14 protein-coding genes are annotated in these 23153 nt (G+C 52.1%); 12 read left to right on the top strand and 2 right to left on the bottom strand.

Annotation, left to right across the window (positions count from 1 at the left end; genetic code table 11):
* The first annotated feature begins 278 nt into the window (after nucleotides 1–278).
* From gltB to ggt, 6 genes are all read left to right on the top strand, one after another.
* Entirely contained in the window at nucleotides 279–4853 is a 4575-nt protein-coding gene (gene gltB, locus JTN23_RS10890; protein WP_247234809.1) for a glutamate synthase large subunit, read from the top strand.
* Nucleotides 4854–4915: 62 nt separating this feature from the next.
* Entirely contained in the window at nucleotides 4916–6427 is a 1512-nt protein-coding gene (locus JTN23_RS10885) for a glutamate synthase subunit beta (protein ID WP_247234807.1), read from the top strand.
* Between the two features lie 208 nt (nucleotides 6428–6635).
* The gene (locus JTN23_RS10880) at nucleotides 6636–7904 is read left to right on the top strand and encodes an alkaline phosphatase family protein (RefSeq protein WP_247234805.1); all 1269 of its coding nucleotides are present in this window, start codon (nucleotides 6636–6638) and stop codon (nucleotides 7902–7904) included.
* 96 nt (nucleotides 7905–8000) lie between these two features.
* Entirely contained in the window at nucleotides 8001–8456 is a 456-nt protein-coding gene (locus tag JTN23_RS10875) for a GNAT family N-acetyltransferase (RefSeq protein WP_247234803.1), read from the top strand.
* 152 nt (nucleotides 8457–8608) lie between these two features.
* On the top strand, nucleotides 8609–12082 hold the full coding sequence (locus JTN23_RS10870) for an ATP-binding protein (RefSeq protein ID WP_247234800.1): 3474 nt from the start codon (nucleotides 8609–8611) through the stop codon (nucleotides 12080–12082).
* 116 nt (nucleotides 12083–12198) lie between these two features.
* Nucleotides 12199–13887, top strand: coding sequence for a gamma-glutamyltransferase (ggt, locus tag JTN23_RS10865; RefSeq protein ID WP_247234798.1), 1689 nt, complete (start codon nucleotides 12199–12201; stop codon nucleotides 13885–13887).
* Nucleotides 13888–13964: 77 nt separating this feature from the next.
* On the opposite strand, the gene JTN23_RS10860 is transcribed toward ggt, so the two are convergent.
* Nucleotides 13965–14387, bottom strand: coding sequence for an OsmC family protein (locus tag JTN23_RS10860; RefSeq protein WP_247234797.1), 423 nt, complete (start codon nucleotides 14385–14387; stop codon nucleotides 13965–13967).
* Nucleotides 14388–14530: 143 nt separating this feature from the next.
* Between JTN23_RS10860 and JTN23_RS10855 the strand changes: the two genes are divergently transcribed.
* The 4 genes from JTN23_RS10855 to JTN23_RS10840 all read left to right on the top strand — a co-directional run bounded on the left by JTN23_RS10855 (nucleotide 14531) and on the right by JTN23_RS10840 (nucleotide 18229).
* On the top strand, nucleotides 14531–15127 hold the full coding sequence (locus tag JTN23_RS10855) for a collagen-like triple helix repeat-containing protein (RefSeq protein WP_247234795.1): 597 nt from the start codon (nucleotides 14531–14533) through the stop codon (nucleotides 15125–15127).
* 377 nt (nucleotides 15128–15504) lie between these two features.
* The gene (locus JTN23_RS10850) at nucleotides 15505–15963 is read left to right on the top strand and encodes a DinB family protein (RefSeq protein ID WP_247234793.1); all 459 of its coding nucleotides are present in this window, start codon (nucleotides 15505–15507) and stop codon (nucleotides 15961–15963) included.
* 123 nt (nucleotides 15964–16086) lie between these two features.
* Nucleotides 16087–17331, top strand: coding sequence for a pyridoxal phosphate-dependent aminotransferase (locus JTN23_RS10845; protein ID WP_247234837.1), 1245 nt, complete (start codon nucleotides 16087–16089; stop codon nucleotides 17329–17331).
* A gap of 106 nt (nucleotides 17332–17437) precedes the next feature.
* Complete coding sequence (locus JTN23_RS10840) at nucleotides 17438–18229, top strand: queuosine precursor transporter (RefSeq protein ID WP_247234791.1); 792 nt, start codon at nucleotides 17438–17440, stop codon at nucleotides 18227–18229.
* Here JTN23_RS10840 and JTN23_RS10835 read toward each other — a convergent pair.
* Nucleotides 18215–18976: a TrmH family RNA methyltransferase gene (locus tag JTN23_RS10835; protein ID WP_247234789.1), complete on the bottom strand. Its 762-nt coding sequence runs from the start codon at nucleotides 18974–18976 to the stop codon at nucleotides 18215–18217. The two genes, JTN23_RS10840 and JTN23_RS10835, sit on opposite strands and share 15 nt — an antisense overlap.
* Between JTN23_RS10835 and tamL the strand changes: the two genes are divergently transcribed.
* Together tamL and miaB are read left to right on the top strand one after the other, a co-directional pair.
* A complete protein-coding gene (gene tamL / locus JTN23_RS10830; protein ID WP_247234787.1) occupies nucleotides 18976–21441 on the top strand; it encodes a translocation and assembly module lipoprotein TamL in 2466 nt (821 codons plus the stop codon). The two genes, JTN23_RS10835 and tamL, sit on opposite strands and share 1 nt — an antisense overlap.
* 185 nt (nucleotides 21442–21626) lie before the next feature.
* The gene (gene miaB, locus JTN23_RS10825) at nucleotides 21627–23072 is read left to right on the top strand and encodes a tRNA (N6-isopentenyl adenosine(37)-C2)-methylthiotransferase MiaB (protein ID WP_247234785.1); all 1446 of its coding nucleotides are present in this window, start codon (nucleotides 21627–21629) and stop codon (nucleotides 23070–23072) included.
* Nucleotides 23073–23153 lie beyond the last annotated feature (81 nt).

Genomic DNA, 23153 nt, shown 5'->3' with positions numbered 1-23153 from the left:
GATTGAGGAATTGCCAGCAAATAGGACTACCCATTAATACTTTATCAATATTTCGATATATAGTATAAATTAACTAGCAACTTTCTACTATGTGTATAATATTTTGCGTTTCGCCTATTTAGCCAAATATTTTTTATTATTATCTTGCATCAGTTTACCTCATCCGCATCCTCGTTATCAGTTTTACCTTATATTGATTTTTGTCTTTTGGATGAACTGATTTATAATTTTTTCAATTAGTACATTTGATAAGTAATCTACCCAATAACATTACAGGAATGTCAGAAGTAGTAGCAGACCAACCAGGACTCTATCGGTCGGAGTTTGAGCACGACGCGTGCGGAATCGGCTTTCGGGCCAACATGAAAGGACGCAAGTCACACCAGATCGTTGCGGATGCTGTCCATATGCTGGAACGCATGGATCACCGTGGCGCGTGTGGCTGTGATCCCAATACCGGTGACGGGGCAGGTATACTGATTCAGATTCCCCACGAGTACTTCGTGGAGGAGTGTACGCGACTTGGTTTTCAGCTTCCTGCTGCGGGTGAGTATGGCGTTGGGATGATCTTTTTCCCAATGGACGAAACGGTACGTGAGGAGTGCCGTGATATACTTAACCGCAAAATCAAAAAGCTGGGTCTGACCCTGCTGGGCTACCGCAAGGTACCTACCCTGAACGAAACGCTGGGTGATGGATCACTATCAGTAGAGCCCTACGTAGAGCAACTGTTCGTAAAGCGCCCCGACCTGCTCGACGACATGGCCTTCGAAAGAAAGCTTTTTGTGCTTCGTCAGGTGTCGGCTCGTCTGATTACGGATACGGTAAAGGGTGCCAAAGAATATTTCTATTTCTCGTCCCTTTCCAGCCGTACGATCTCCTATAAAGGTCAGCTTACAACTAATCAACTCAAGTACTACTTCCCTGATCTGGAAAACGAATCGGTAGTGTCGGCTTTTGCTGTTGTACACTCCCGCTTCTCTACCAATACATTCCCTTCGTGGAAACTGGCACAGCCTTTCCGCTACATCGCCCACAACGGAGAGATTAACACCGTAAAAGGTAACGTCAACTGGATTCGCGCCGGCGAAAAGTCGTTCAGCTCGGAGCACTTCACCAAGGAGGAAATGGACATGATCCTTCCGATTTGTGATATGAAGCAGTCTGACTCGGCCAACCTTGATAACGCCATCGAGATGCTGTACCTGACGGGTCGCTCACTGCCGCACGTAATGATGATGCTGATTCCCGAAGCATGGGATGGCAACGAACAGATGGATCCAGTACGTAAGGCTTTCTATGAGTACCATGCTGCTATCATGGAGCCCTGGGATGGTCCCGCTTCTATCTCATTTACCGATGGTAAGATCGTAGGTGCTACCCTGGACCGTAACGGTCTGCGCCCTTCACGCTACTGGGTACTGGATGACGATACTGTGATTATGGCTTCCGAAGCCGGTGTACTTGAAGTAGACCAGGCCAAAGTCGTAATGAAAGGTCGCCTGCAGCCCGGACGTATGTTTGTGGTGGATATGGAGCAGGGCCGTATTATTCCCGACGAAGAACTTAAAGCCGATATCTGCTCACGCCAGCCTTACCAGGAGTGGCTGGACGAGTACAAACTGCGCGTGGATGATCTGGAGCAGCCTATCCGGATGTACCGCCAGTACGACGACCATGCCCTGCTGAAGCGTCAGATGGCTTTCGGATTTACTTCGGAAGACGTTCGTATGATCCTGGCGCCTATGGCACAGACGGGTGCCGAAGCCGTAGGTTCCATGGGTACTGATGTACCTCTGGCTGTACTGTCTGACCAGAGCCAGCACCTGTCCAACTACTTCAAGCAGCTATTTGCGCAGGTAACCAACCCTCCCATCGATTCTATTCGTGAGCGCTCGATCATGTCACTGATCTCGTTTGTGGGAGCTACCGAAAACATACTTACTGAGTCACCAAAGCACTGCCGTCAGATCGAACTGAGCCAGCCTGTACTGACCGTTCAGGAATTTGACAAGCTGCGCTTTGTAGATAAAAATCACTTCCAGGCTAAGACCATCAATACCTACTTCCGCGCTGACGAAGGCGGTAAAGGATTGGAGAGAGCACTGGAGCGTATCTGTCGCTACGCCGAAGATGCCATCGAAGATGATTTTGAAATTATTATCCTGTCAGACCGTGCCATTGACTCTGACCACGCTCCTATCCCATCGCTGCTGGCTACGTCAGCCGTGCATCACCACCTGATCCGTAAAGGGCTGCGTGGTAAGGTAGGTATCCTGGTGGAGACTGGTGATGCCTGGGAGACCCACCACATTGCTACGCTGATCGGCTACGGTGCATCGGGTGTTTGTCCGTACATGGCCTTCGAAACCCTTTCTTACATGAACCGTAAGAATCTGGTGGATGGCGAGTTTACCGACGAGAAACTGCACAAGAATTATATCAAGGCGGTAAACAAGGAGCTGCTGAAGATATTCTCGAAGATGGGTATCTCTACGTTCCAGTCGTACCAGGGTGCTCAGATATTCGAGTGTCTGGGTCTGAACAAGGAAGTAGTAGATAAGTACTTCACCGGTACCATCTCCCGCATCGGCGGTATGGGACTGGACGAAATAGCCAAAGAGGTACAAATTCGTCACAAAGTAGCTTATCCTGAGCAGCCGGTCCTGAATCCTCGTCTGGAGGTAGGTGGTTTCTACCAGTGGAAGCAGCGTGGTGAAGCGCATACCTTCAACCCGCAGTCCATCCACCTGCTGCAGCAGTCTACCAAGTCGAATAGCTACGATCAATACAAGAAATTCTCAAAGCTGATTGACGATCAGAGCCAGAAGGCGATGACGTTGAGAGGTCTGCTCCGCTTCAAGAAAGGTACTCCTGTACCCATCGAAGAGGTAGAGCCCATCGAAAATATATTTAAGCGCTTCGCTACGGGTGCTATGTCCTTCGGATCTATTTCGTGGGAAGCCCATACTACCCTGGCTATCGCCATGAACCGCATCGGCGGAAAGTCTAACTCAGGTGAAGGTGGCGAGGACGAACTGCGTTACAAGCCGCTGGAAAACGGCGACAGCCTCAACTCCCGCATCAAGCAGGTGGCATCGGGCCGCTTTGGGGTAACCAGCCACTACCTGACCAACGCCGACGAGCTACAGATCAAGATGGCTCAGGGTGCCAAGCCTGGTGAAGGTGGACAGCTCCCCGGCCACAAGGTAGACGACTGGATCGGCCGTACCCGTCACTCTACGCCGGGTGTAGGCTTGATCTCGCCTCCTCCTCACCACGATATCTACTCAATCGAGGACTTAGCCCAGCTGATCTATGACCTTAAGAATGCTAACCGCGCAGCCCGTATCAGCGTGAAGCTGGTATCCGAAGCCGGTGTAGGTACCATCGCGGCGGGTGTGGCCAAAGCCCACGCTGATCATATCCTGATCGCCGGACACGATGGAGGTACCGGAGCTTCACCGCTCAGCTCGATCCGCCACGCGGGTCTGCCGTGGGAGCTTGGTCTGGCTGAGACACACCAGACGCTGGTTAAGAATAAACTACGTGGCCGCGTAACCGTACAGGCCGACGGACAGCTGCGTACAGGTCGTGACCTGGCCATTGCGGCTCTGCTAGGTGCCGAAGAATGGGGTGTGGCTACTGCTGCCCTTGTTGCTGCCGGATGTATCATGATGCGTAAGTGCCACCTCAATACCTGTCCGGTAGGGGTAGCTACCCAGCGCAAAGAGCTCCGCGCTTTATTCACTGGTAAGCCTGAGCACGTGGTAAACATGTTTACGTTCATGGCACAGGAGCTGCGTGAGATCATGGCACAACTTGGCTTCCGTACCGTTAACGAGATGGTAGGCCAGGTACAGTACCTCGAGCTACGGAACGACCTGAAGCACTGGAAATACAAGAACCTGAACTTCGACGCCATGCTGCACAAAGAAGCAGCCGGACACGAGGTAGCTCAGTTCAAGCAGGAGGAGCAGGATCACGGTATCGATACGGTACTGGATTGGGATCTGATGAGAGCTGCTGAGCCCGCTCTGGAAAGAGCCGAAGAGGTATACGCTGACTTCACCATCAACAACCTCAACCGCTCCGTAGGTACTATGCTCTCTAACGAGGTATCGAAGCGCTACGGCGGAGTAGGTCTGGCTAAGGGTACGATCCACTTCAAGTTCAGAGGTACCGCCGGACAAAGCTTTGGCGCCTTCAACACCACCGGTCTCCGTCTGGAACTGGAAGGTGACGCCAACGACTACTTCGGTAAAGGTCTTTGCGGTGCTGAGCTGGTAGTATATCCGGATCGTGACGCGAAGTTCAAACCCGAAGAGAACATTATCATTGGTAACGTAGCCTTCTACGGTGCTACCTCCGGTGAAGCCTACGTGCGTGGTACCGCCGGTGAGCGCTTCTGCGTACGTAACTCAGGTGCTAAGGTAGTAGTGGAAGGTGTAGGTGACCACGGTCTGGAGTACATGACGGGTGGTGTAGCGGTGATCCTGGGTGAAACCGGACGCAACTTTGCCGCTGGTATGTCAGGGGGTGTAGCTTACGTACTGGATAAGACCGGTGATTTCAGAAACAAGGTAAACTTCGAGATGGTAACCCTTGAGGCTCTTACTGAGGAAGACAAAGGCATCCTGCGTGAGTTTGTGGAGAAGCACTTCCAGCTCACTACCAGTAACGTGGCCTTCCAGATCATGCAGAACTGGGACGAAGCTACCAAGCAGTTTGTGAAAGTACTGCCAACCGACTTCAAGGTAGCGCTGGAAAGCCGCGGTATCACCCTGGCTCAGCAAATAGCCGATAAGAATGTGGTGTACAAGGATATCGTTGTTGATGTAGCCCATCAGTAAGCGTCGGCCTGTCTGTGTAAGTTATTATTCAAGTTTAGACCAAGAGATAAGTATATATAGGTATGGGAAAGCCCACCGGATTTTTAGAATTTGATCGCGAACTGCCTAAGAAGCGTAGTGTTGAAGAGCGTCTGCACGATTACAAAGAGATCGAAACGCCGCACAGCGATGAGCAGTCACAAAAGCAGGCCGCCCGCTGTATGGACTGCGGTGTCCCCTTCTGTCACAATGGCTGTCCGCTCGGAAACATCATTCCCGAGTTCAACGACGCCGTGTACGACCAGAACTGGGCTCTTGCGTACGAGATACTGGCTTCAACCAACAACTTCCCTGAGTTCACCGGACGTATCTGTCCGGCCCCTTGTGAGGCTTCGTGTGTACTGGGTATCAATAAGCCACCGGTTGCCATTGAATTCATTGAGAAATCAATCGCGGAGAAGGCATTTGAGCTGGGTCTGGTAAAGCCCCGCCTTCCCAAGAAGCGTACCGGTAAGAAAGTAGCCGTGATTGGTTCAGGACCTGCCGGTATGGCCGCTGCTTCGCAGCTCAACCAGGCCGGACATACCGTGACCCTTCTGGAGCGTGCTGATCAGATCGGTGGTCTGCTGCGCTACGGTATTCCTGATTTCAAACTGGAGAAACGCTTTATTGACCGTCGCCTGGAAGTAATGGCGCAGGAAGGCGTTGAGTTCCGTACCAACGTAAACGTAGGTGTGGACATCAAAGCGGACGAGCTACTTCGTGACTTCGACGCTATCGTTTTGTCAACTGGTTCTACCGTACCCCGCGACCTCAAAATCCAGGGCCGTCACCTCAAAGGCGTGCACTTCGCGATGGAGTTCCTGAGTCAGCAGAACAAGCGTGTAGCTGACATAGCCCGTGAAAAAGATCACCGTGGTGCTGCTTACCAGAACGGCGAACTACTGGCTACTGATAAGCACGTAGTGGTGATTGGTGGTGGTGATACCGGCTCTGACTGTGTAGGTACTTCTAACCGTCATGGTGCGAAGTCAGTAACCCAGATCGAGCTTATGCCGATGCCTCCGGCTACCCGCGATATCACCACGCCGTGGCCTAACTGGCCTATGATGCTGCGTACCTCTACGTCGCACGAAGAAGGCTGCGAGCGCCAGTGGGCTATCAATACCAAGGAGTTTATCGGTGACGAAAACGGAAATCTGAAAGCGCTGAAGATCGTAAAGCTCGACTGGCAGAAAGATCCCGAAACAGGCCGTATGAGCATGCAGGAGATTCCGGGTACCGAAGAGGAAATCCCTTGCGACCTGGCACTGCTGGCCGCTGGATTCCTCAACCCCCAGCAGGAAGGTCTGCTGAATGACCTGGGGCTGGAATTTGACGAGCGTGGCAATATCAAGACCCACAATGGCTACCAGACTGTCAGCAACGATAAAGTATTCGCAGCGGGTGATAGCCGCCGCGGTCAGTCGCTGGTCGTATGGGCGATTAGTGAAGGACGCGAAGCAGCCCGCTCAGTGGATGAGTACCTGATGGGTGAGTCACTGCTGGAAGCCAAGGCGGTATCTATGCTGAATCCTACTTTCGCTCACGTGTAAGAAGTACTTAAGTACAATGTATAGAAAAAGGGAGGCTCATGAGCCTCCCTTTTTTGTTATTCATATTCAGCTAAGTACCTTATATCATTTCTATTTATTCGAGGAACTGAACGGACGGCCGCTGCAAAAAGTAACATTTACATAATGTTGTTCTACTAACGTTTTTGTTATTTTGGATTATCACCCCTATTCTAACTAATCATACGTAATGTTTATTCCCCGGATACTTTCTATATTTTTACCAGCTATTCTATTCATCACTGGTATAGCCCATGGGCAGGATCTGACCCAGAAGGTGGTACCTAATCGAACCAATAGTACCCAGCAACAGAAAAAGCCATACGTTATATTGATCTCAGCGGATGGTTTTCGGAATGATTTTGCCCAGAAGTATGAGGCCCGGAACCTGCTGCGGCTGAGTGGACAGGGAGTAGCCGCTTCGGCCATGCTTCCCTCCTTTCCTTCGCTCACCTTTCCCAACCACTATACCATCGCAACAGGGCTATACCCGGCACACCACGGCCTGGTCAACAATACCTTCTACGACGAAAACAAAAAGATGCGCTACTCCATGGGCAACAAACAGGCCGTGGCAGATAGCTCCTGGTACGGAGGTACGCCCTTGTGGGTGCTGGCGGAGCAGCAGCGGATGCTGAGCGCCAGCTTTTACTGGGTAGCTTCCGAGAGTGCCATTCAGGGTATGCACCCCTCCTATTACTACATCTACAACGAAAAGATCCCCATTGATACTCGCATCCAGACCGTAAAGGAGTGGCTACAGCTACCGGAAGAAAAGCGCCCACACATGATTACGTTCTACTTCCCGGAAGTAGACCACGCCGCCCATACCTATGGCCCCGACTCCAAAGAAACCGGCGAGGCGGTCCATTTTGTGGATGAGAGTGTAGGCAGTCTGGTTGCTGCGGTTGACTCCCTGCAACTGCCGGTTAACTTCATATTTGTGTCAGACCATGGTATGACCCAGGTAGATACCGAGAATACCCTGTCGATGCCATCGGCCATTGATACCAGTCAGTTTATCATCCCTTCGGGCGACGTAATGCTGCATCTGTACGCGAAGGATAAAAAGTCCATACAACCTACCTACGAAGCACTCAGGAAAGAGGCAAAGGATTATGACGTGTACCTGACCGAATCAACACCCGCCCACTGGCACTACAGCAAGAAGGACGACCGCTTCAACCGCATCGGTGATATCCTGCTGGTACCACGCCTGCCCAAGGTGTTTAATATATCAAAAAGGAAAATCACACCCGGCAAACACGGTTTTGATCCCCAGATACCCGATATGCACGCTACCTTTTACGCCTGGGGACCGGCATTCAGAGAGGGAACTAAAATCGAGGCTTTTGAGAATATACATGTGTACCCATTGGTAGCCAATATCCTGGGCTTGAAGTACCGGAAGAAAGGGATAGATGGCAGGCTGAAAGTACTTAAGTCTATCATTAGATAAACATTCAGTCACATCACCATTTTCTTTATACATATTTACAGGTAAAGGAAGCTTCGGGCTTCCTTTATTTGTTTTTGACTTTTGCTCGTAAGCCCTATGCACTACCGCGAAGCTCTTCCTTCCGACTTCCCCGCTATGATGGTTGTCCGACTTGCCGTCAGGGAAAACCAGCTGTCTGACCCGAGCCTGGTTACGGAAGCTCATTACCTGACTATCCTCCACAATGGCGGCAAGGGATGGATTTGTGAAGCAGACGGACGGCTCGTAGGATTCAGTATAGTCGACATGAAGCACCGCAACATCTGGGCCTTATTTGTCGATCCGGCGTACGAGAAAAAGGGCATTGGACGGAGGCTGCACGACCTGATGCTCGACTGGAGTTTCGGGCAGCCCATTGATAGACTATGGCTGGGTACTGAACCCGGCTCGCGGGCGGATGCTTTTTACGAAAAGGCGGGCTGGGTCAAAGCGGGTACCCAACCCAATGGGGAAGTACGCTACGAAATGACTAAAACCCGGTGGAGCGAAGTCCGTAGGGGTGTATGTATCTAATCCATTTCTGTTTTTTTTAATTACAGCTAATTACCTTAATTTAGAACCCCTTCTCTATAAAGCATTTCTTGAGTCCTTTGCCCTGATGTAGTAGCCGGTATGCCTGGTACTGCGTCCCATGTCCAGTTCTATATCCTTACGCAGTTCATAGTATGAAACAGGCTGAAGTTACGTATCAATTCCTGTCAGGCGGTGGTGAATTAGGTGAGCTCATTCGCTCCATGGACTGGAGCAAGACACCCCTTGGTGAAGTGGATTGCTGGCCCCAGAGCTTACGATCCGCCCTCAGTATCTGTCTGGGTTCGAGTTTCCCGATTGCGTTGTACTGGGGAAGGGAACTAACGCTTTTATACAATGATGCATGGAGTCCCATACCGGGTAATAAGCATCCCTGGGCGCTGGGGCGGCCAGGCCGGCAAGTATGGCCGGAGCTGTGGGACACCATCGGTCCTATGTTTGAGAATGTAATAAAGACCGGTGAGGCTACCCGTTCTAAAGACGAACTGCTACCGATGCAGCGGAATGGCTACACCGAAGAGTGCTACTTTGACTACACCTTTTCTCCCATCAGGGGCGAAGGGGGCTCGGTAGAAGGGATTTTTAACGCTGTTATAGAAACTACCTACCGTGTGATCAGCGAGCGTCGTACCCACATACTGCAGTCGCTGGTTGAAAGTACGAACAAATGCCGGTCGGTGAATGAGGTCGGAAAGCTGGTAGTTAAAGCTCTCAAAGGTTCAGACAAAGACCTGCCCTTTTTTCTGCTGTACAGGTTGGGAGAGAAATCAGGATTTCAACAGGAAGCTCATCTGATTGCATCGACCGGAATCCCACTAAGTGAAGAGATAAGCCCCAAAACACTTTCACTCCTGGAAGGAGAAGAAGACCAGGTATGGCCGCTTTCGGAGGTACTCAAAAAAGGTCAGTCCAAATATCTGAGCGATCTGTCCGTCCGCTTTGGCAAAATACCCGAAGGGGTGTGGCCGGAGCCGATCAATGAAGCGCTCCTGGTTCCCGTGAAGCTGGCATCTTCCGGTCTGTCGGGCTTTGTCATTGCCGGTATAAGTTCACGCCGGGAGCTTGACAAGGAGTACCAGGGGTTCATCGAGTCCATAGCGAGTCATATTTCTACTGCCTTTATCAACGCCCGAGCGTACGAAGAAGAGCGGCAGCGGGCCGAAGCTCTTACTGAGATTGACAAGGTCAAGACAGCCTTTTTCAGTAACGTCAGCCACGAGTTTCGTACTCCACTGACCCTGATCCTGGGGCCACTGGAAGAGATACTAAGCCAGGCCGAAGAACTGCCGCCACAGATATCACAAAATCTGGAAGCTACCCATCGCAATGCGTTACGCCTCCAGAAGTTAGTCAACAGCCTGCTTGAATTCAGCCGGCTGGAAGCCGGCAGAGTACAGGCGCACTATGTTCCGGTCAATCTGGGAGCCCTGACCAAAGACCTGACCAGTGGTTTTCGCACCATTATCGAAAAGGCAGGCCTGCAGTTTACAGTAGAATGTGAGTCGCTGGGCTGCCCCGCGTACGTGGATCGTGAAATGTGGGAGAAGATTGTCCTCAACCTACTATCCAACGCCTATAAGTATACGCTGAAAGGCAGTATACAGGTAAGCCTGAAACGGGAAGGCGACTGGGCGGTGCTCAGCGTGCAGGATACGGGCGTAGGTATACCTAAGGAGGAGTTACCGCGTATGTTTGAGCGGTTTCACCGGGTACCTACTACGGTAGGACGTACCCACGAAGGTACCGGAATAGGCCTGTCGATGGTCCATGAGCTGGTCAAGCTGCATCAGGGACAAATACAGGTACAAAGTACCAGGGGACAGGGCAGTACCTTCACGGTATCCATTCCGCTGGGAAAGGCCCACTTACCAGCAGAGCAGGTATCGGAGCAACCGGTGCAGGCCGAGGGGTCTTACCTGCTGCGGGCTTTTGTGCAGGAGGTAGAGCCGCTTTTGGAAAATGAAACATCCAATCATAAATGGATGGCACCTGATCAGGGCTTTGCCACCGAAGCTGATAGCCTGGCCCAGCTGGATAAGGAGACAAATATCCTGATCGTGGATGACAACTACGATATGCGCGCCTACCTGCAGCGGCTGCTCGAGCCCCACTTTCTGGTACGCACGGCGGCCAACGGCAGGTCGGCTTTGGATCGGATAGCCCGCCGCATACCGGACCTGATCATCAGCGATGTGATGATGCCCGTCATGGACGGCAAGGAACTGCTAATCCAGCTCAAGAAAAAGCCTGACACGGCTCGCATACCAGTTATATTACTATCGGCCCGTGCCGGCGAAGAAGCCCGCATTGATGGCCTGGATGCCGGAGCCGACGACTACCTGGTGAAGCCATTTTCGGGAAAGGAACTACTCAGTAAAATCAAATCCCAGATCAAGATTGCCCGCGTTCGCAACCATAACGAAACGCAGCTTCGTAATCTCTTCATGCAGGTACCCATGGCGGTTTCTATCACCCGGGGGCCCGATCATGTGATTGAGCTGGCCAACGAGCGTGCGCTGGAAATATGGGACAAAACTGCCGCGGATGTCTTAAATAAACCGGCTATGGAAGTATTCCCGGAGTTACGGGGTACTGCCCTTGAAGGCATAGCCAATCATGTATATAGCGAGGGCCAACGCTTCGTCACCGCCGAATCGCCCGTTACTCTCCGACGTAACGGTACCCTGGAAACCATCTTTGCCCAGTTTGTCTACGAACCCCTACGTGACGAAACGGGAAAGGTAACGGGTATCATGACGGTAGGTCACGAAATAACTGACCTGGTAAGGGCGCGACAACTGGCCCAGACCAGTGCTCAGGAACTGGAAAAGAAAGTGAGGGAAAGAACGGCCGAGCTGGAAAAGAAAAACCAGGAGCTAAAGAGGACCAATCAGGAACTCGAGCAGTTTGCCTACGTGTCCAGTCACGACCTGCAGGAGCCCCTGCGTAAGATCCAGACCTTTTCGGACATGGTACTGGCCAAGATGAAAGATCCTAATTTCGACGCTGCCAGCTACCTGCAGAAGATCAACGCCTCAGCTCAGCGCATGTCCATCCTGATCAAGGACCTGCTCAACTACTCACGGGTCAACAAAGCCGAACAGTACTTTGAGCCGGTCAATCTGAATCAGGTACTGGAAAATGTCCTGGGCGACTTTGAGGTACTTATCCGGCAGAAAAATGCGCAGCTCTTCTGCTCGCCACTGCCTACGATCATGGGAGTACCCGTTCAGCTCAACCAGCTATTCTACAACCTGATCAGCAATGCCCTTAAATTTTCCGAACGCCCACCTGTCATCAGAATAAGTGCCCGTACCATTACCTCACCCGATCAAACCACCCTACTTCCCCGGCAAGCTGAGGGCCACTATACCGAACTTACCATTGAAGACAACGGCATTGGTTTCTCGCAGGAATACGTGGATAAAATCTTTACGATCTTTCAGCGCCTCAACGACCGCCAGAAGTACAACGGTACCGGCATCGGTCTGGCTATCTGTAAGAAAATAGTCGAAAATCACGGTGGGTATATCACAGCTACCGGGGTAGAAGGCAAAGGGGCTACCTTTACGATGTACCTGCCCATAGAGGTACCTGTAAATGCCTGAAAGAGGAATGCTGATACACCTGGAAAGCAGGAAAGAGTACCACATGGCAGTAAAATACCGGCTTTGGGTACTTCTGCTGGTATCAATCCGGCATTTCTACAGGTATTAAGCATTACATGAAAAAAGCAATCGTAGTAGTTTCTATCCTTTTAGTATCCCTTATTTCTCAGGCTCAGGACCGCCTCTCGGGCCGTAGCTTTGCCACGCGCTCGGAGGTAATCGCTCCCCACGGCATGGTAGCCTCGAGCAATCCGCTTGCCAATCAGATAGGTATTGACATTCTGAAGAAAGGCGGCAGCGCCGTTGACGCGGCCATTGCCATCAACGCCATGCTGGCTCTGACCGATCCGGCCATGTGCGGTCCGGGCGGTGATCTGTTTGCTATTGTGTGGGATGCAAAGCAAAAGAAGCTCTTTGGACTAAACGCCAGCGGTCGGTCGCCCCAGGCACTCACGGCAGCCCACTTTCAGGAAAAGGGGCTCAAACAGGTACCCATCCGGGGTCCGCTAGCCGTTACGGTGCCCGGCTGCGTGGACGGCTGGTTCCAGCTCCACGGGCGGTTTGGCAAGCTGCCCATGTCGGCCCTGCTTTCCCCCACTATTACCTACGCCCGCGAAGGAGCACCTGTGACGGCCGAGGTAGCCGACTGGATGCGCATTACCTACGACGCCCAAAAAGAAGCCCTGGACAAACGCGCCTCCTTCCGGCAGGTGTACATGCCCAACGGGAAGTTTCCGGTTAAAGGGGAGCTTTTCAAAAACCCTGATCTGGCCCGTACGCTGGAAGCCATAAGCAAGGGGGGCCGGGACGCTTTTTACAAAGGTACTATTGCCAAAGCCATCGCGGACCACGTCCGGAAGGAAGGCGGATTTCTCTCCGCCGAGGATCTGGCGCGGCATACCTCCGAGTGGGTAGAGCCCGTTTCGACCAACTACCGGGGGTACGATGTATGGGAACTTCCGCCCAACGGACAGGGTATAGCCGTGCTGCAGATGCTCAATATACTCGAAGGCTTTGATCTGAAAGCGGCCGGTTTTGGTAGCGCTGAACACCTCCACCTGCTGACCGAAGCCAAAAAGCTGGCCTTTGAAGACATGGCTACCTACTACGGTGATCCGGCTTTTTCCAGCCTTCCTACCCAAACGCTCATTTCGAAGGAGTACGCTGCTGAGCGCCGTAAGCTGATCAATAAAGAACGGGCAGGCGTGTTTCAGGCCGGTAAGCCGGGGCCACAGCATACGGTATACCTCACTACCGCTGACCAGGAAGGCAACATGGTGTCGCTGATCCAGAGCAACGCCTTCGTGTTTGGATCTTTTGAAGTACCTCCGGGAGTGGGGTTTGTCCTGCACAACCGCGGCAGTGGATTTGAGCTACAGGACCAGCATATCAATGGCTATGCCCCCGGCAAGCGCCCCTTCCACACCATCATACCCGGCTTCGTCACTCGCAACGGCCAACCCTACCTCAGCTTTGGAGTACTGGGAGGTGATATGCAGGCGCAGGGCCACGTACAGGTACTGACCAATATGATCGACTTCGGCATGGATCTGCAGGAGGCCGGTGATGCGCCCCGCATCAACCACCACGGTACCTTTCCGGCTCAGGGACGCGCCACTACCGTAGGTACCCTGGCCATGGAATCAGGCTTTTCGTATGAGACCATCCGTGAGCTGATGCGACGGGGGCACGTGGTACAGTTTGATTTCGGGTTCTTTGGCGGCTACCAAGCCATCCGGTACGATGGCAAGGTATACTATGGTGGTTCCGACGCCCGCAAAGACGGACAAGCCTCAGGGTACTGATCTTCTGAATTGTCCATGACTTTAACAAGAAAGGCCCGCAGAGTGCGGGCCTTTTTACTTGGCAATGACAGCCTGCGTTATGACATCAGCTGAGCATCCAGCGTCAGCTCAGCGTTGAGCAGCTTGGATATAGGACAGCCCTGCTTGGCGCCTTCGGCCAGCTCTCTGAATTGGTTTTCATCTATTTCCGGAATCCGAGCCTTTACTACCAGATGGCTCTTGGTAACAGCACCCTGCGATGGGTCCAGGGTAACGGTAGCAGTAGCGTTAATCTCATCCGCTGTAAAACCCGCCGCATTCAGGTCAAAGCTCAGCTTCATGGCAAAGCAGCCCGCGTGAGCCGCCGCGACCAGCTCCTCAGGGTTGGTACCTTTGCCCTCGGCAAAACGGGTGTTGAATGAATACTGCGTGTTTTCAAGTACGGTACTTTGGGTACTTACTACTCCTTTTCCTTCTTTTCCGGTGCCGTTCCAGACGGCGGTAGCTTTTCGGTTGATCATGAGACTGTAATAGAGGTGAAAGTTGAAGATTTATTTCCACTACTAAACCAGTGCTTTATATTAATGTTCAACTATAAAACATATTATATAGTAATCGAGTAGATATAGGGTAAATGCGATTCATATCCATAACTCATTCTCTCATGAAAAAACTATTTTTTTCTCTCCTTTTGTCAACTTCTGTCCTGTTTATGGGCTGTGAAGGACCCGAAGGTCCCCAAGGAGTACCCGGACCGCAAGGTCCACAGGGGCCGGCTGGTCCCGCTGGTCAGAACGGAGTCAATGTTGTAAGTACCGTTTTTGATTTCGAAGGATCTTTCAATAGTGGAAACGAGTATCGCATCTACTTCGACTTTCCGCCCGAAGAAGTCGAGGTGTTCGAAACAGATGCCGTACTGGTATACCGGCTGTGGGAAGAACTAGAGGATGAATCAGGTCCCATAGCTGTATGGCGCCTGCTCCCCCAGACAATTCTGATGCAACAGGGTATTATGCAGTACAACTTTGATCACTCCTTCCTGGATGTAAGTGTCTTTATGGACGCCCAGTTTAACCTGTCGACGCTGGGTGCTCAGTGGACCCAGAACCAAACCTTCCGGGTGGTCATTATTCCGGCTGACTTTGCCCGTAACCTTCGCAAGCAAGGGGTTGACCTGTCTAACTACGAGGAGGTGAAAAAGCATTACCAGATCAACGAAAGTCAGATAAAGAAATTCAAAGCCAGAAGTAAGCAGCTCTGATACCACAAAGCCGGGTGTAATACCCGGCTTTTTTAATAAAATGAATATACAGCAACGTGCCTATAATGCACAAAAAAGCCAGCTATGATCGAACACAACTGGCTTTTCCAACCTATGAAAACAAAAATTCTACTTGCAGTAATACTCAGCTAGAAAGTAACTGTGTCGTCATATATAGTACTACAATTTAGTAGAAATTGACTATTGACACAGCTAAAACTTTTCAGGCAAAAGCTCCTGGCAGAAGCTTGCCTTTGCTATATGAGACGTAAAGTAGTAGAATCTACCCCTACAATTATTTAACATTTATTAGATTAGATCGTAAAATATCAAGAGAAAGGCCTTTATTGTCTAGTTTCCGTCTATTTTGATGTACAATGAATGAGGTTATACATAATATAGAGCAGACTGTACGGGGTGCCTTACCAGTGCTGCGCGCCATCCCCGAAGAGGACTGGAGCTTCAAGGATTCGCCCATGAAGTGGAGTAAAAAAGAAATCATGGGACATCTGGCAGACTCTGCCCAGAACAACATCCTGCGGTTTGTCAGAAGCCAGTACGAAACTACTCCCCGGATCATCTATAACCAGGATGCGTGGGTACGCCTTCAGGATTACGAGCACTACCCTACCGAAGCCCTGCTGCTCCTGTGGGAAGTGCTGAACAATCACCTATGCCGGGTACTTCGGGTCATGCCGCCCGACCACTACTACAAGACCTGCAACGTCGGGAAAGATCTGGCGGAAGAGCATACCATGCTATTCCTGGCCGAAGACTACCTGGCTCATCTGAAGCACCACCTCAGTCAGCTCGCTGCTCAGGCGCACAGGCAGTAGATTTAGCCGCTGGTATATCTTCCATTCTCTCCAAATTCCCTACCTTTGCTTTTAGAGGTACTACGGTTAGTACAAGCTACTTTCGTGAGTCCTCCTATAAGCATTCACCATTCCCGCGTACGTATGGACTTTTTGAAGAGTCACCGACTTGACCACCTTAAATACGACATCAGAGGACCTGTATATCAGAAGGCACTGGAACTGGAAAGCCAGGGCTACAAGGTCATTAATCTGAATATTGGCAATCCGGCTCCGTTTGGTTTTGACGCCCCCGACGAGATCGTTCACGACATTATCATGAACATCCGCAACGCGCAGGGCTATGCCGATTCGCGGGGATTGTTTCCGGCCCGGAAGGCGGTGATGCACTACACCCAGACTTTGGGTATTCCTGACGTCGAAATCAACGATATTTTTATCGGGAATGGCGTAAGCGAACTGATCCTGCTCTCGATGCAGGCCCTGCTCAATCCGGGTGACGAGATACTGGTACCTTCACCAGATTACCCCCTGTGGACTACCTCGGTAGCACTGAGCGGGGGCAAACCCGTGCACTACATCTGTGATGAGGAGTCGGACTGGAACCCTGATCTGGACGACCTCGAAAGCAAGCTTACTCCCAGGACACGCGGACTGGTCCTGATCAACCCCAACAACCCAACGGGAGCGGTGTACGACAAAGCCATCCTGGAGCGTATAGCCCGCATTGCCGAAGAGCACAACCTGATCGTATTCTCTGATGAGATCTACGACAAGATCCTGTACGACGGGGCGGTACACTACCCCATGGCTACTATGGTACACGATACCCTCTGCGTAACCTTCGGAGGCTTATCCAAAAACTACCGGGCGGCCGGCTTCCGCGGAGGATGGATGATCCTGAGCGGGGCCAAGCAACGCGCCAAATCCTATATAGAAGGAATCCTGTTCCTGGCCAGTGCCCGCCTCTGCGCCAATGTACCTACGCAGTTTGCCATTCAGACGGCCCTGGGCGGCTACCAGAGTATCAAGGATCTGGTACTGCCTGCCGGCAGGCTGCACAAGCAGATGAGCCTAGTATACGAAAGGCTTACAGCCATACCGGGTATTACCTGCGTGAAGCCCAAAGGCGCCCTGTACCTGTTCCCCAGGATCAACCTCAATAAATTTGATTTCAGGAACGATGATCAGTTTGTGTACGAGCTGCTGAGTGAGCAAAAGGTACTGGTCGTGTCGGGTACCGGATTTAACTACTTCCGCGACGATCACTTCCGGATTGTGTTCCTGCCTACGGCCGACGAACTCAATCAGGCCATGGATAAGATAGAGCTCTTCCTCGACTCCCGGCGTATCCACTCGTCCCGAACCCTCGAAGAAGTTACTGCCTGATATAGAAAGCGGCCCGGACCAACAGTCGGGCCGCTTTTTGTATGGAGAAGTTTTATAAATTGCATGATCTATCATCACACTGTCCCACTTATCCTCCCATTCAGCAATGGAACAGCAATCCCTCTACGAACGTAAAAGGCAGCGTCTCTTTCTATTCCTCTGTGGCCTCTTCCTGACCAACGCCCTTATCGCCGAGATCATCGGAGCCAAGATATTCTCAGTAGAAAACCTGCTGGGCCTCCCTCCCTCTCAGGTACCCGTGGGTGGAGAGTTGTATGACTTTAACATGTCGGCAGGAGTCGTCACCTGGCCCATTGTGTTTCTGAGTACCGATATTATCAACGAGTACTTCGGGCGCAAGGGCGTACGCCGGATCTCCTTTCTTACCGCCGGGTTTATCGTCTACATGTTTATGGTCATATACATGGCTACCGCGCTTCCTCCGGCTCAGTTCTGGCTGGACATCAATAAAGTAGATGATGCCGGCAACGCACTCAATATCAACGAAGCCTTTTCCCGCATATTCCGTCAGGGCATGGGTATCATGGTTGGTTCTATTGTAGCCTTCCTGCTGGGGCAGCTACTCGATATTTCGGTGTTTAGCTGGCTCCGTAAGCGTACCGGCCCCAAGCACATCTGGCTGCGCGCTACCGGCTCTACCCTGTTTTCTCAATTGATTGATAGCTTCGTTGTGCTCGGCATCGCCTTCTACGTATTTGGTAACTGGAGCATGCAGCAGGTACTGTCGGTAGGGGTTGTTAACTACCTATACAAGGGCGTCATAGCTATACTGGCTACGCCACTCCTGTACCTGGCTCACTACGTGATCGATAACTACCTCGGCAAAGAAAACGCCGAAAAGCTGGCCGAAGAAGCCGCCATCTCAACCTTTGTGTAGCTGGCGGCGCAGGTTATCACATATCACGGCCGTAGCAATACCTACATTGAGCGATTCCGCGCCACCAAAGCGCGGAATCGTTACTTTATGGGTGACATAAGTACCTACGGCTTCGCCGATTCCCTGTGACTCGTTACCCATGACCACATACCCTCCCTGCGACGGGAACCGGAAGTCGTACAACGACTCCCCCTCCAGAAAGGCCCCGATCACTCCCACGCCGGCTCCGTGCTGGCTCAGGAAGGGGGGCAGATCAGTGTAGTAGGTGTTGATGCGGGTAAAGGAGCCTTTGCTGGCAGCTATTACTTTGGGGTTATACAGATCGGTTGTACTTTCGGAGCAGACTATCTTGGTGATGCCGTACCAATCGGCGATCCGCAGGATCGTTCCCAGATTACCCGGGTCACGTACGTCGTCCAGGAGCAGGACATATTCACCCGGATCGGCACACAAAAACCGGTTCTCCTTCGTTTTAGCTACGGCCACGCAGGAGTCATTGCTCTGGAAGGACCCCAGCTTTTCGAGTTCGGAAAGTGTGACGGTCTCCAGCGGTACCCGACGTGCTGCGAGAACCGCCTGGTGTTGTTGCTGAAACTCCGATGTAGCCCAAAGGGTCTCGACCTCGTAGTCAGAAGCCAGTAATTCTACGACACTTTTGGCTCCTTCTACCACGAAGGATTGGTGCTGCTGCCGATACTTCTTAATTTGCAGCGAATTTATATACTTGATCTGATTCTTAGATAACATTGACTAGCAAGCGTTGCGTACTACTGATCTGCTTTTTTGGCCTCTTTCTGGCTGGTCTGTCAGGCTGTGCCCCCCAATCCGTTACCGAATCCAGACGCTACCTGTTAGGTATTTCTACCATTAAGGGCAACAAGGTCATCAAGGACGATGAACTGGAAGCTCTCATTCCTCAAAAACCCAACCGGCGTTTTCTGGGACTGCCTATATTTCCGTACCTGGCCCTCTACCAGGTCGGACAGGTAGTATACAACCGGGAGGAAAAGCAACGCAAATTAAGCGAGATCACCCAAGAATACCAGCAACAGGCTGCACTCTACGCCGATGATCTGAATAAATTAAAACGAATACAGCGCAGGTACGGCAAACGGATAGAGAGGGCGCGGCGCAAGGTGGAGGAAGGCAACTTCATGATGCGGGTACTGGGCGAACCGCCTGTATACTTCAACGAGGCTGATGCCTCCCGCAACGCTGATAAGATGCGCAACTACCTGTTCAACAACGGATTTTTTAACGCCAGTGTCAGCTTCAGGACGGATACTATATTCCAGCGTGTCAAGGTGGACTACCACGTAAAAGAGAACCGTCCTACTTACCTGCGCAACATATCGTATCAGGTTAGGGACTTTAACATTGATAGTTTATTACAACGATCCAAAAAAGAGGCAGACCTGAAGCCCCTGCAGCGGTACGATGGTGATGCCTTCGAGTCGGAACGTATCCGGGTAGAGACACTCCTGCGCAACAATGGCTACTACGGATTCTCGCGCCAGTACATTTCGTATCTGGTCAATGATACCATCAGTTTTGCAGATACCTCACGCAAGATGGTCGATATACTGGTACGGGTGGATAATCCTCCGGCACCGGCGGGACAGGGCCAGGCCAAACACACGGCTTATACCGTTGAGTCAGTAACCTTTGAGGTACTCCCTCCCGCCACGCTGCCGGATTCGCTATTCCGGAAAGATACGACTACCTGGAACGGCATTAACTACATATTTACGGGCAGGCAGTTTTCTCCACGCATTCTGAACAGCAAGATCCGGATACGTCCCGGGCAGCTATACAGCCAGGAGGATGAGCGGCTTACCCAGCGGCAGCTATCGCTGATGGATCAGTTTCGCTTTGTCAACTACGGCTTTGATTCCACCGGCAACCGCCTGCATGGTCATTTTCGGGCTATACCGCTGGACAAGTACCAGATATCGGCCGACGTAGGACTTAACGTCATCCAGATCCAGCAGACGCCCGGACCGTTTGCCAACTTGTCCTACAAGATCCGCAACGTGTTTAACGGTCTGGAAAACTTCGAGGTGAACCTGCGCGGAGGTATCGAAGCTGTTACCGGCTTTAGCGACGCCCGCCTGTACCGTAGTCAGGAGTTCAGCCTCAACTCTTCGCTGCAATTCCCCCAGTTGCTGGCCCCCGTAGGCGGTATCCGCTACCAGTTGGGCAAATTCAGTCCGACGACGCAGGTAAGTGCCGGCTACAACTACGTCAACCGGCCCGAGTACACCCGTACCAGTGTGAAGTCGGCACTGACGTACTCACTGCAGCCGTCCCTGACGCGATTCTACAACCTGTCGATCATTGACCTGAACATCATCAACACCAGCCGCCTGAACCCCAGCTTCCGCAACCTGCTGGACACCCTGCAGCTCCAGGGCAACAACCTGATCAATAGTTTCCGGAAGTCGTTCGTGTCGGATATTAACTTTTCGTACGTCTACAATACCAATACGCTGCTGGGGGCACCTACCAAGGCACAGTACCTGCGCCTGGCCGTAGAGTCGGGTGGTACTACGCTGGGGATTTTCCCCGGTCAGCAAAGGCTGATTCAGAACCTGTTTGGCGACCTGCAGTTCTTCCAGTACATCCGCCTCAATGCCGACTACCGCCGCTACTGGCCGGTCAACTCCCGCGCCTCGTTTGTGGCCCGCGTCAACGCCGGCAGTGTACACAGCTACGGCGTCAGCTCGGTACCGCCTTACGAGAAGTACTTTTTCGCGGGTGGCTCCAACAGCATCCGGGCGTGGCTCCCCCGCCGTCTGGGGCCCGGCTCAGCCCGCCCCCGTATTACCTCCAGCAACCTGCAGGTAGAGGCACCGGGCGAGCTATTGCTGGAAGGCAACCTGGAGTACCGGGGCTTTCTGGCTGAGTTTTTCGGTAATCTCAACTACGCTCTCTTTATTGATGCGGGTAATGTCTGGAACTTCCCCCGTGCCAGCTCCGAATCCCCCGGCGACTTCGACTGGCGCACCTTTTCCAGCCAGATAGCCGTAGGTACCGGCTTCGGTATCCGGTACGACTTCTCGTACTTTGTGCTGCGGTTTGACTTTGGGGTAAAAGTATACGACCCTTACCTTAAAGAGTTCGTGCTCGACGACCTGAACCGGCGCCGGCTCTTTGACACCCGACAGCCCAACTTCCTCAATCTGAACCTGGGTGTAGGCTACCCCTTCTAAGAGGCTTTTTCTGATAAATTTTACGTGAAGTCGCTCTGCCACTTTGTCAGTACTATCACAATAATTCGTACCTTTGCGACTCGTTCAGGATAAGTAGCTATTTATCCGATCGAGTGTTTGTACAATACCAATTCCCGAAATAAGGGCGGCTGCGTACCGCTACCAGATTACTGTTGACTTTTGCTATGGAACAACGAATCACTGAGACATTAAAAATACTGACTGAAGCCGATAAGGACGCGTGTGAACTTGTAAAGGTTTCTGAAGAAGAACCGGCTCCATTGAATAAAAAACGGTTGTTCATCGAAAGCTACGGCTGCCAGATGAACTTCTCCGACAGCGAGATAGTGGCATCAGTGATGCGGAATGCCGGCTTTGCGACTACCTCATCGGAAGAGGAAGCCGACCTGATATTTCTGAATACCTGCGCCATCCGGGACAATGCCGAGCAGAAGGTACGTAACCGCCTGCAGCACCTCAACGCGCTCAAAAAGAAAAAACCGGGCATGCTCATAGGAGTACTGGGCTGTATGGCTGAGCGCCTGAAGGCCAAGTTTCTGGAAGAGGAGAAAATGGTGGATATCGTGACAGGCCCGGATGCCTATCGCGATCTGCCCCGTCTGGTGGAGGAAGCCGAAACCGGCCAGAAAGGAGTAAACGTGTTCCTGTCGCGTGAGGAAACCTACGCCGACATCTCCCCCATCCGCCTCAATTCTAACGGTGTTACGGCATTTATCTCCATTATGCGGGGCTGCGACAACATGTGCAGCTTCTGCGTGGTACCCTATACCCGTGGCCGCGAGCGCAGCCGCGATGCCCACTCTATTATTAAGGAAGCCCGCGATCTTTTCCGCGACGGCTACCGGGAGGTAACCCTGCTGGGACAGAACGTAGACAGCTACAAGTGGACCAGCGCCGACGGCAGCGAGCACATCAACTTCGCGCAGCTACTCGAGCAGGTAGCCCTGGTAAGCCCCGACCTGCGCATTCGCTTTAGTACCTCTCATCCCAAAGATATTACGGATGAAGTATTGTACACGATGAAGCAGTACGATAACATCTGTAAGTACATACACCTGCCGGCTCAGAGTGGCAACAGCCGCATCCTGCAGCTGATGAACCGTACCTACGACCGGGAGTGGTACATCCAGAAGATCGACCGGATCCGCGCCATCCTGGGTGACGACTGCGGTATCTCACATGATATGATCTCGGGCTTCTGTACCGAAACCGAAGAAGAACATCAGGATACGCTGACGCTGATGGAGTACGCCCGTTATGACTATGGGTATATGTTTGCCTACTCGGAGCGCCCGGGTACTCCTGCCGCCAAGAAACTGACCGACGATGTACCCGAGAATATAAAGAAGCGCCGCCTCAGCGAGATCATTGCCTTACAGCAAAAGCTGTCTCTGGAACGCAACCAGCGGGCTGTGGGCAGGGTACACAAAGTACTGGTAGAAGGTACCTCCAAGCGCTCCGACGAGCACCTGCAGGGCCGCAACGACCAGAATAAGGTAGTGGTATTCCCGAAGGAGAACTTCCGGAAAGGCGACTACGCCCACGTGCTGGTTACCGAGTGTACCGCCGCTACCCTCATCGGGCATGCGGTTGAGTTAGCAACGGTATAAGTAGTAGCACCAGGCTCGGGCTCTAAGCCTGGGTCTGGTAAATAGTTTTATAGCTTTCCTGTACGAGGTTTGGGTATGTGT

The sequence above is a fragment of the Telluribacter roseus genome, from assembly GCF_017355915.2.
In the GTDB taxonomy this organism is placed as follows: Bacteria; Bacteroidota; Bacteroidia; order Cytophagales; family Spirosomataceae; genus Telluribacter.
Note: the sequence above shows the minus strand (reverse complement) of the source record. Positions and strands in the feature narration are given on the sequence as shown.

Coding starts and splice junctions, on each gene's coding strand:
- ggt (WP_247234798.1), top strand. CDS start 12,199: ATGAAAAAAGCAATCGTAGTAGTTTCTATCCTTTTAGTATCCCTTATT.
- miaB (WP_247234785.1), top strand. CDS start 21,627: ATGGAACAACGAATCACTGAGACATTAAAAATACTGACTGAAGCCGAT.
- JTN23_RS10875 (WP_247234803.1), top strand. CDS start 8,001: ATGCACTACCGCGAAGCTCTTCCTTCCGACTTCCCCGCTATGATGGTT.
- JTN23_RS10885 (WP_247234807.1), top strand. CDS start 4,916: ATGGGAAAGCCCACCGGATTTTTAGAATTTGATCGCGAACTGCCTAAG.
- JTN23_RS10860 (WP_247234797.1), bottom strand. CDS start 14,387: ATGATCAACCGAAAAGCTACCGCCGTCTGGAACGGCACCGGAAAAGAA.
- JTN23_RS10850 (WP_247234793.1), top strand. CDS start 15,505: ATGAATGAGGTTATACATAATATAGAGCAGACTGTACGGGGTGCCTTA.
- JTN23_RS10840 (WP_247234791.1), top strand. CDS start 17,438: ATGGAACAGCAATCCCTCTACGAACGTAAAAGGCAGCGTCTCTTTCTA.
- JTN23_RS10870 (WP_247234800.1), top strand. CDS start 8,609: ATGAAACAGGCTGAAGTTACGTATCAATTCCTGTCAGGCGGTGGTGAA.
- JTN23_RS10835 (WP_247234789.1), bottom strand. CDS start 18,976: ATGTTATCTAAGAATCAGATCAAGTATATAAATTCGCTGCAAATTAAG.
- gltB (WP_247234809.1), top strand. CDS start 279: ATGTCAGAAGTAGTAGCAGACCAACCAGGACTCTATCGGTCGGAGTTT.
- JTN23_RS10845 (WP_247234837.1), top strand. CDS start 16,087: ATGGACTTTTTGAAGAGTCACCGACTTGACCACCTTAAATACGACATC.
- JTN23_RS10880 (WP_247234805.1), top strand. CDS start 6,636: ATGTTTATTCCCCGGATACTTTCTATATTTTTACCAGCTATTCTATTC.
- JTN23_RS10855 (WP_247234795.1), top strand. CDS start 14,531: ATGAAAAAACTATTTTTTTCTCTCCTTTTGTCAACTTCTGTCCTGTTT.